The following is an 8,568-nucleotide window of genomic DNA, read 5'->3' as shown; positions in this document are numbered from 1 at the left end:
GATCGCTGGTCCAGATGGCCACTGGCGCCGGCAAGACGTTTGCCGCGGTAACCCAGTCCTACCGGCTGCTCAAGCATGGCGGCTTTAACCGGATCCTGTTCCTGGTCGATCGCAACAACCTCGCTGACCAGACACTTGCGGAATTCCAGAACTACCGCACTCCCGACGACGGCCGTCGCTTCACTGAGCTCTATAACGTCGCCAAGCTCTCCGGTGCGGGCCCGCTCGGCTCAACGAAGGTGACCATCTCGACTATTCAGCGGGTCTTCAAGTTCCTGCAGGAGGGCGAGGTCACCGACGCTGACGACCCTGGTCTGGACGAGTTCGTTCCGGACACCCCGGTCACCATCGCCTACAGCGACGTACTACCTCCCGAGACGTTCGACCTGGTGATCGTCGATGAGGCTCACCGCAGCATCTACGGCGTATGGCGCGGCGTCCTGGAGTACTTCGATGCCCATGTCATCGGCCTCACGGCCACCCCCGGCAAGCAGACGTTTGGATTCTTCCGGCAGAACCTGGTGTCGGAGTACACCTACCCGCAGTCGGTTGCCGATGGAGTCAACGTGGACTTCGACATCTATCGGATCCGTACCAAGGTCAGCGAGCAGGGATCAACCATCGAGGCCGGCACGATCGTACCGACCATCGACCGACGCACCAGAGTGCAGCGACTCGAGGCGCTCGACGAGGACTTGGAGTACCGCGCTCCCCAGCTCGACCGTGCTGTGACCGCCACAGACCAAATCAAAACCGTACTGGAGACCTTCCGTGACCGCCTCGCCAGCGAAATCTTTCCTGGCCGCACGACGGTTCCGAAGACACTGATCTTCGCCAAAGACGACAACCACGCCGAGGAGATCGTTACCCAGGTCCGGCAGGTCTTCGGAAAGGGCAACGACTTCGCAGCCAAGATCACTTATAGCGCCCGCAATGCTAAGGAACAGCTGCAGGCGCTTCGCACGTCACCAACTCTTCGCATCGCGGTCACTGTCGACATGATCGCCACCGGGACTGATGTAAAGCCATTGGAGTGTGTGTTCTTTATGCGCGACGTCCGTTCCGCGCAGTACTTCGAGCAGATGAAGGGCCGCGGCGCCCGCACCATCAGCCGCGCAGACTTCCAAGCCGTCACTCCGGACTCTGAAAACAAGACTCGCTTCGTCATCGTCGATGCCATCGGCGTCACTGAGCATGGGTACGTTGAGCCTCCGCTCAACCGGGAGAGGAGCGTCAGCCTCAAGAAGCTGCTCGACAAGGCTGCCGCGCTCAACCTCACGGAGGCTGAAGCCGCGACCCTCGCATCCCGGTTGGCCAAGCTGGGACTCGACCTCACCGATTCAGAGCGGCACGAGCTCGATGAAGTAGCCGGTCAGTCCATCCAGGACATCGTCCGTGGCCTTGTCAATGCCGTCGACCCAGACACCAGCGCTCGGACTGGAAGGTCCGTAGCAGAGCTGGTGGAGCACGCCATCGAGCCGATCGCCGCTAACCCTGAGCTTCGCAACCGGATCCTCGAACTCAGGCGTGCTCACGACCGGATCATCGATGAGGTCAGCCGCGACGAACTGCTTGAAGCTGGCGGCGTTATCGACAGGACCCGCGCAACGTCTATCGTGGAGTCCTGGCGCGACTACCTGAATGAGCATCGCGATCAGATCACTGCGATCCAGCTCGCGTACGAGGCTGGCGAGCGCCGCATCGATTTCGCCTACATCCAGGAACTCGCAGACCGGATTGCCCGGCCGCCTTACAACTGGACCCCGGACATCATCTGGAACGCCTACGTCGCGGTCGAGTTCACGAATGTCCGCAGCAGCCCTACCCGCACCTTGACCGACCTGATCTCCCTGATGCGCTACACCGTGGGCACCGACGATGAGCTCGTTCCCTATGCTGAACGCGTGCGCGAGAAATACATCGGATGGCTAGCTCAACAGGGGCAAGCCAGCGTCACCTTCACCGAACGCGAACGTTGGTGGCTCGACCGTATGGTCTCGGTAATCGCGAACTCCGCCGGCATCCGGCCCGAAGACCTTGACGACGCCCCCTTCACCGAACGCGGCGGCACTGACGGTGCCCTGCGTGACCTCGGCGACCGCACCGCCGATTTCATTGACGAGCTGAACGAGGAACTCACCGCGTGACTGTGCTTGGAGACATTTCTAACGTAATCGATTGCGAGCATCGAACGGCACCGGCAACCGGGAGAGAACCCTTTGGGTACTCGGTCGGAACTCGAGCCGTGCGGAACGGACGGATATCCCTTGACGTCGCGAAGCCAGTCGACGAAGCTACGTATTTGGGCTGGACGCGCCGAGCCACACCGGCGCCGGGCGACTTGATATTTTCCCGTGAGGCGCCAATGGGTCAGGTCGGCGCCGTACCGGTCGATGTACCTGTCTGCCTGGGACAGCGCACAGTGCTGCTTCGTCCTGATGATGAGCGCGTAGACATGCGGTTCTTGCTGTACTCGCTCATGACGCCACAGTCGCAGGCCTGGATTAGCGCTAATGCAGCCGGCACGACGGTTCTGCACCTCAACGTGGCCGATGTCAGGCGCATCCCAATTTCTTTTCTTCCCGAACTCGACGAGCAGCGACACATCCTCATCCTTCTCGAGGACCACTTGTCCCGCCTCGACGCAGCCGAGTCCTATCTGCTTACCAACGTGAAGCGTGCCGAGAGCTGGCACGGAGGATTCGTCAGGAAGACTCTCTGGTCAGATCAATACCCTCGCGCAGAGGTCGGCGGACTCCTCCGCGAGCCGATGCGCAACGGCCGTTCAGATCGCGCCGCCGCGGAGAACAGTGCAGGGACGAAGACTCTCACCCTCACCGCGGTTACGAGGAATGCCTTCATTGACAAGTATACGAAGATAACGACTACGACCCCGGAGCGTGCTGCGGGCCTCTGGCTCGAACCGGGCGATGTGTTGGTGCAACGTTCCAATACTCCCGATTTGGTAGGTTCCACTGCTCGCTACGGCGGGCCTCGCCACTGGGCCATCTTCCCGGACCTGCTCATCCGACTCCGCGCCGACGAGAGCAAGATCGACAGTCGGTTCCTCACAGCAGTTCTACGCTCCGAACCAGGTCACAGTCAGCTGCGGGGGAAGGCGAAGGGGCTTGCTGGCTCTATGCCGAAGATTGATCAAGCCGCGATCGCCGGCACCGTAGTTCCGCTTCCCGAGCCTCGTGACCAGCAACGACTTCTCGAACTAGTCGAACAGGCCGATCAAGCAGCTAACGCACTCCGGGCAGAGCTCGACCGCATCCGTCGGCGCTCAGGCAGCCTTCGTCGCGCAGTCCTCGCTGCCGCATTCTCGGGACGCCTGACGGGTGTCGCCTCCTTCCGACGAGACGCCGAGGAGATGATCGGCGGGTGATTCCGGACTTTCAGACGCTGATGCGACCCACGCTTGCTTACCTCGCGGACGGGCAGACGAAACGTTCTCGTGCGGTCAAGGAGGCGATGGCCGCGGTGTTCGCCCTGACTGATGGGGAGCAGGCTGAGCTGCTTCCGAGTGGGCGCCAGCGTACGATCGACAATCGTGTCGCCTGGGCACTCACATACTTGTCGCAAGCCGGATTGGTGGAACGCCCCCAGCGGGGTGTCGTCCGCATCAGTGATGTCGGGCGGCAGGCGCTCGAGGCGAACCCGGAACAGATTAGCTTGAAGGTGTTGGAGCAGTACCCTGCCTATGTCGCCTTTCGTAGCCGGACCCGAGACGTGGAAACTCCTGCACAGAATGCATTGCCGGCTGCCGAGTCGTCGGCGACTCCGCAGGATCTGCTCGAGCAAGCGGTGAAAGAGAATGGGGCGGTCATTGAGAACGAGCTGCTCCAGCGTGCACTGGCACTACCCTCCATCGGGTTCGAGGACCTGGTGATGAAGCTGCTCGCTGCGGTGGGTTATGGCCACGCGGGTCGGGTTGAGCGAACCAGTGCGAGCGGCGATGCCGGGATCGATGGCATCATCAGCCAGGACCCGTTGGGGTTGGACCGCATCTATGTGAGGCGAAGAGGTACGCGATCGACAAGGTCATCCACCGGCCAACGATTCAGTCCTTTGTTGGCGCCCTCATGGGTGCCCAAGGCGATCGGGGTGTATTCATCACGACCAGCTCCTTCAGCTCCGGGGCACGGGCGGAAGCGGGCCGAGTGGCATTCCGCATCGAGCTTATCGATGGCGCAAGGCTTGCCCAGCTCATGCTGCGTTACTTAGTCGGCGTTCAGGCTGAGACCACCGCAACGCTCTACCAACTCGACGAAGACTTCTTTGAGGCACTCTGATGGCGATCACCGTACCGATGCTCGCCAGCCAGAAGCGGCAGTTCGGGTAGCGGTTAAGGGGTGACGACATGATCTGGGGACGCGACGAACTTGAGTGGAGTGGACTCGTTGATGGTACTAGCGACTTCTTGGCTGAGCGGGGGCGCATCCGCCGCACCACGTCGTACACAGAACTGAACTCGGTCCTGCATCGGCGCACGGGTGCTCGATCGTTTGATTTCGCGAAGGACAGCGAGCGCGCCGCTATGGGCGCGCTGTTAGGTGAGGTCGCGTCCAGGAACCTATCGGAGGTAGGCGCCCTCGTCTCCTCGATCGTGCTGTACTTGAATGAGAACGACGCCGGTTCAGGCTTTTATCGCCTAGCCGAGGAGTTGAAGCTGCTGACGCCAAAGCCGACAGCAGACCAGCGGCTCATCTTCTGGGCCAATCAAGTGAAGGCAACTTATGACTACTACTCCTAATGCACGCCGGCTTGTCGACAAGCTGTGGTCGTACTGCAATGTGCTGCGAGATGATGGCGTCGGTGTCATCGAGTACACCGAGCAGCTGACCTATCTGCTGTTCCTGAAGATGGCGCACGAGCGGGCAACCCGGAGACTGAACCCGCAGCAGGTCGTTCCAGAGGAGTACTCCTGGCAGTTGCTGCTCGATGCCGAGGGGACGACCCTGGAGTTGGAGTACACCAGGATTCTCGTCGGCTTGGCGCAGCAGCCTGGAACGCTCGGCACCATCTTTCGTAAGGCGCAGAACCGCATTCAGGATCCAGCTAAGCTCAAGCGACTTATCGTCGACCTCATCGATCAGGAGAACTGGTCTGCATCGGGAACGGACATCAAGGGGGATGCGTATGAGGAGCTGCTCTCCAAGGGCGCATCGGACAAGGGCTCCGGAGCTGGTCAGTACTTCACGCCGCGCGACCTAATTCGGGCGATCGTTGATGTCATCGACCCCAAACCGGAAGACACCGTCGTCGACCCGGCCTGTGGCACTGGCGGATTCCTTCTCGTCGCCCACGAGCATGCCTCGGAGGGTTCGGAGAGCCTCACGCCAACGCAGCGGGAGCACCTTCGGGAGCGTTTCGTTTCCGGTTTTGAGCTGGTCGACGGAACCGCGCGGTTGGCCGCGATGAACCTCCTGCTGCATGGGATTGGTACGCCGGACGGCGACTCGCTGATCAACGTCCGGGACGCCCTTATCGCGGACCCCGGCAACCGGTGGTCGGTCGTACTGTCCAATCCGCCGTTCGGCCGGAAGTCGTCGTTGACCATGGTCGGCGCGGACGGACGCGAGGTGCGTGAGGACCTAGAAATCGAGCGGCAGGACTTCGTCGTTACGACGGGCAATAAGCAGCTCAACTTCCTACAGCACATCATGACGACGCTCGACATCAACGGCCGTGCCGCGGTCGTGCTCCCGGACAACGTCCTCTTCGAGGGCGGAGCCGGCGAGACGCTGCGCCGCAAACTGCTGGCTGACTTCGACCTGCACACAATGCTTCGTCTGCCGACCGGGATTTTCTACGCCCAGGGCGTGAAGGCAAACGTATTGTTCTTCGACAAGAAGCCCGCGTCCGAGCTGGCATGGACGAAGATGTTCTGGGTCTACGACCTGCGGACCAACCAGCACTTCACCCTCAAGCAGAACCCGTTGCGTCGTCAGCACCTCGACGAGTTCGTCGACTCCTATCTGACCGGAAAGGCTCGCGACGAGCGGGTCCAGTCCGAGCGTTGGAAGCCGTTCACCTACGAGGAACTCATCGCCCGCGACAAGGTCAACCTTGACATCACCTGGCTGCGCGACGATTCATTCGAAGATGCTGACAACCTCCCCGCACCGGAGATCATTGCCCGCGAGATCGTTGAGGACCTCACCGCAGCGCTCGTAGAGTTCGAGACGGTTGCGGCCGCGCTCGAGAACCTCGGTACCAACTAGGCAGCCGTTTCGTTACCACCAAGCAGCGCTCTTCTTGCCGCCGAGGTGGGAGCATCTTAAGTCCCGGACGTAGCGGTCGTTGCTTGCGACGCGACGCCGGCCGGGCCTTGGCCGCCGCCCTGCAGAGCAATCCCCACTCGCGGCCAAGCCTGCGGGGACCTTCTCGCAAGGTGCTTGCCTGGTCTGACGCTGGGCGATCAGACCGTACCGAAATTCACTTCCTCACTGGAGGCTCAACGATGCTTGTCCGGCTCGTGCCAGGGGCAAACCAGGATCACGTCCTAGCTACTCTCCGACAGGTCACTACCGATGCGTTGAACCTTCGGTCGTTCGGCGGTACTCCCCAGGAGCTATACAACAAGTACAGCTCCTGGGTGCGTGACTCCGTTCGCGTGCTCAGCAATCTCCTGAGCCCTGCGGACATCGAGAGGCTTCTGCTCACTCGACGGTACTGGGCTCTGCAGGCAACGGGCGGCGCAGGGCTGGTCGTCGCCATGCGCCATCTGCTCGATACGGAGATCGAAGAGCGACATCTCGCGTTCGAGGAAACCTATGGGCGGCTCGCCCACGAGTTCGGCCGCTGGGGTGGGCCGGGCCACCTTGTGGTCGCAGACACGTCTGTCTACATGGATCACGATCAGAAGTTTGAGGATCTTGAGGTAGACAAGATCCTCCGCGTCAGCGGTGAGCTCGTTCACCTGCTGATCCCGATTGCCGTCATCGACGAACTCGACAATCTGAAGCGTGGTAAGGACCGTTGGCGGCCCGGCCATACTCTCGCTGTGCTCGACAAGGTTCTTGAGAAGCCAACCGAGATCGCGACTATGCGAGAGGCCGCCGAGGGCGTCGGCAAGCTCACCGTGGAGATTGTGTTCGACCCTCCTGAGCACAGTCGACTGCCGATTATGGACGAGGAGATCATTGACCGGGCCTTAGCAGTGAAGGAGGTTGCCAGACGTCAGGTCACTCTGATCACCTACGACACGAGCCAGTCAACGCGAGCGAGAGCCCGTGGGTTGAAGACTCTCAAGCTCAAGCGTGACGAGTGGGAAGACGAGGTAAAGGCGGCAGAGAAGCCGGGTGATGGCAAGCGCAGCCGACGACGTCCGGCACCCAAAGAGTTGGATGAGCCGATCTCAAGCTCTTGATGGTGTTCGGGCAGCGCCTGCTGCAGAGGGATGTCTAGCCGGTGTGTCCTGTGCCGGGTGATGCTTGACAGTCGTGTGCCACCTGATGGTTGACGCTCGCCATGTTCGGCCAGTCTGTCTTCGACGTTTCCGTGGGGCGTCGGTGACTCAGGAGGCCGGGATTGGCACTGGTTGCGTTTGTCTGTTGTCGAGCAGCGGTTGGATGTGGTGCGGGCGGTTCTGGGTGGTGCGGGTGACGGAGGTGGCGGCCTCGGTAGGGGTGTCGCGTCAGACGGTGCATTCGTGGATGACCCGGCATCTGGTCGAGGGTGTGGCCGGGTTGGCGGATCGGTCGCATCGTCCGGTGTCGTGTCCGCATCAGGCATCGGCTGAGGTTGAAGGTGCGGGTCGCGGAGATGCGCCGGAAGCATCCGGGGTGGGGCGCGAAGCGGATTCGGCTGGAGCTGTTGCGCGGCGGTGCCGACGTGGTGGTGCAGTCGGAGCGGACCGTGAACCGGATCCGTGTCCGTCAGGGTTTGCTGGTCGGGCGGCCGCGGAAACGGAGCCGTGATTCGTGTCGGCTGTGGGAACGGTGGCAATCCCCTGAAACCGTAGAGACTTGAGTTTGTTGTTTCGGTTGTGGGCCGGCGTCCCGCTTGCTGCCTGAGGAACTCGCCCGGAGTCGGGGTCAAGGCTGGCCGGAGGCCACCCGGAGGGCTTGGCCTTGACGTCGACGAGGACGAGGTCAGACTCGGTGCGCGGGATCCGGTTGTTCATGCTGCCTGGCCGTGTTGTGGCCCATGGCCGGGCCGGTGGGTGAGTTCGTAGGTGATCGGGGAGCGCATCCCGAGCGCGGAGTGGCGCCGGTCGTGGTTGTATTCCTCGATCCAGGCAGCGACCCGGGCGCGGGCCTGGGCCTTTGTCGTGAAGTGCTCGAGCATGCGCAGTTCGAACTCCACGGTGGAATGCCAGGACTCGATCACCGCGTTGTCCAGTGCCGACCCGACCCGGCCCATCGATTGGTTGATGCCGAGCCGGGTGCAGGCCGCCCGGAAGGTCCCGGCGGTGTACTCGGCGAGTTCAACCGGTCGATGCAACACCAGGCTGTTATAGCGAGCCTAGCTGCTCTTCGAAGACCTCGGCCGGGGTTCGCCAGTCGAGGATCTTGCGGGGCCGGTTGTTGATCGCGAGAGCGACAGCTTCGAGGTCCTCGG

General features: G+C 61.9%; 7 protein-coding genes and 1 pseudogene. 7 read left to right on the top strand and 1 reads right to left on the bottom strand.

Features of this window, described 5'->3' with window-relative positions; genetic code table 11:
- The 7 genes and pseudogenes from VFG33_RS22665 to VFG33_RS41315 all read left to right on the top strand — a co-directional run.
- Window positions 1-2,147 (top strand): type I restriction-modification enzyme R subunit C-terminal domain-containing protein (locus VFG33_RS22665; RefSeq protein WP_325054932.1); only part of this gene is annotated, 2,147 nt, incomplete at its 5' end.
- Window positions 2,144-3,388 carry a restriction endonuclease subunit S gene (locus tag VFG33_RS22660; RefSeq protein ID WP_325054931.1) on the top strand — a complete coding sequence of 415 codons (1,245 nt, stop codon included), beginning with the start codon at window positions 2,144-2,146 and terminating at the stop codon, window positions 3,386-3,388. The genes VFG33_RS22665 and VFG33_RS22660, both read left to right, overlap by 4 nt.
- 20 nt (window positions 3,389-3,408) lie before the next feature.
- A pseudogene (locus tag VFG33_RS22655) lies at window positions 3,409-4,295 on the top strand (restriction endonuclease).
- Between the two features lie 68 nt (window positions 4,296-4,363).
- Entirely contained in the window at window positions 4,364-4,756 is a 393-nt protein-coding gene (locus tag VFG33_RS22650; RefSeq protein ID WP_325054929.1) for a hypothetical protein, read from the top strand.
- A complete protein-coding gene (locus VFG33_RS22645; protein WP_325054928.1) occupies window positions 4,740-6,227 on the top strand; it encodes a class I SAM-dependent DNA methyltransferase in 1,488 nt (495 codons plus the stop codon). The genes VFG33_RS22650 and VFG33_RS22645 overlap by 17 nt, the downstream gene beginning before the upstream one ends.
- A gap of 239 nt (window positions 6,228-6,466) precedes the next feature.
- Window positions 6,467-7,375 carry a PIN domain-containing protein gene (locus tag VFG33_RS22640; RefSeq protein WP_325054927.1) on the top strand — a complete coding sequence of 303 codons (909 nt, stop codon included), beginning with the start codon at window positions 6,467-6,469 and terminating at the stop codon, window positions 7,373-7,375.
- Between the two features lie 85 nt (window positions 7,376-7,460).
- Window positions 7,461-7,925, top strand: a complete 465-nt coding sequence (locus VFG33_RS41315) for a leucine zipper domain-containing protein (protein ID WP_414672979.1) — start codon at window positions 7,461-7,463, stop codon at window positions 7,923-7,925.
- A 202-nt stretch (window positions 7,926-8,127) separates the two neighbouring features.
- On the opposite strand, the gene VFG33_RS22635 is transcribed toward VFG33_RS41315, so the two are convergent.
- A complete protein-coding gene (locus VFG33_RS22635; protein WP_325054926.1) occupies window positions 8,128-8,454 on the bottom strand; it encodes an integrase core domain-containing protein in 327 nt (108 codons plus the stop codon).
- Between the last annotated feature and the right edge of the window lie 114 nt (window positions 8,455-8,568).

It is taken from the genome of Kribbella sp., assembly GCF_035687465.1.
Taxonomy (GTDB): domain Bacteria; phylum Actinomycetota; class Actinomycetes; order Propionibacteriales; family Kribbellaceae; genus Kribbella.
The sequence above is the reverse complement of the archived record's forward strand: the minus strand, read 5'-3'. Positions and strand labels throughout refer to the sequence as shown.

Coding starts and splice junctions, on each gene's coding strand:
- VFG33_RS22640 (WP_325054927.1), top strand. CDS start 6,467: ATGCTTGTCCGGCTCGTGCCAGGGGCAAACCAGGATCACGTCCTAGCT.
- VFG33_RS41315 (WP_414672979.1), top strand. CDS start 7,461: ATGGTTGACGCTCGCCATGTTCGGCCAGTCTGTCTTCGACGTTTCCGT.
- VFG33_RS22645 (WP_325054928.1), top strand. CDS start 4,740: ATGACTACTACTCCTAATGCACGCCGGCTTGTCGACAAGCTGTGGTCG.
- VFG33_RS22650 (WP_325054929.1), top strand. CDS start 4,364: ATGATCTGGGGACGCGACGAACTTGAGTGGAGTGGACTCGTTGATGGT.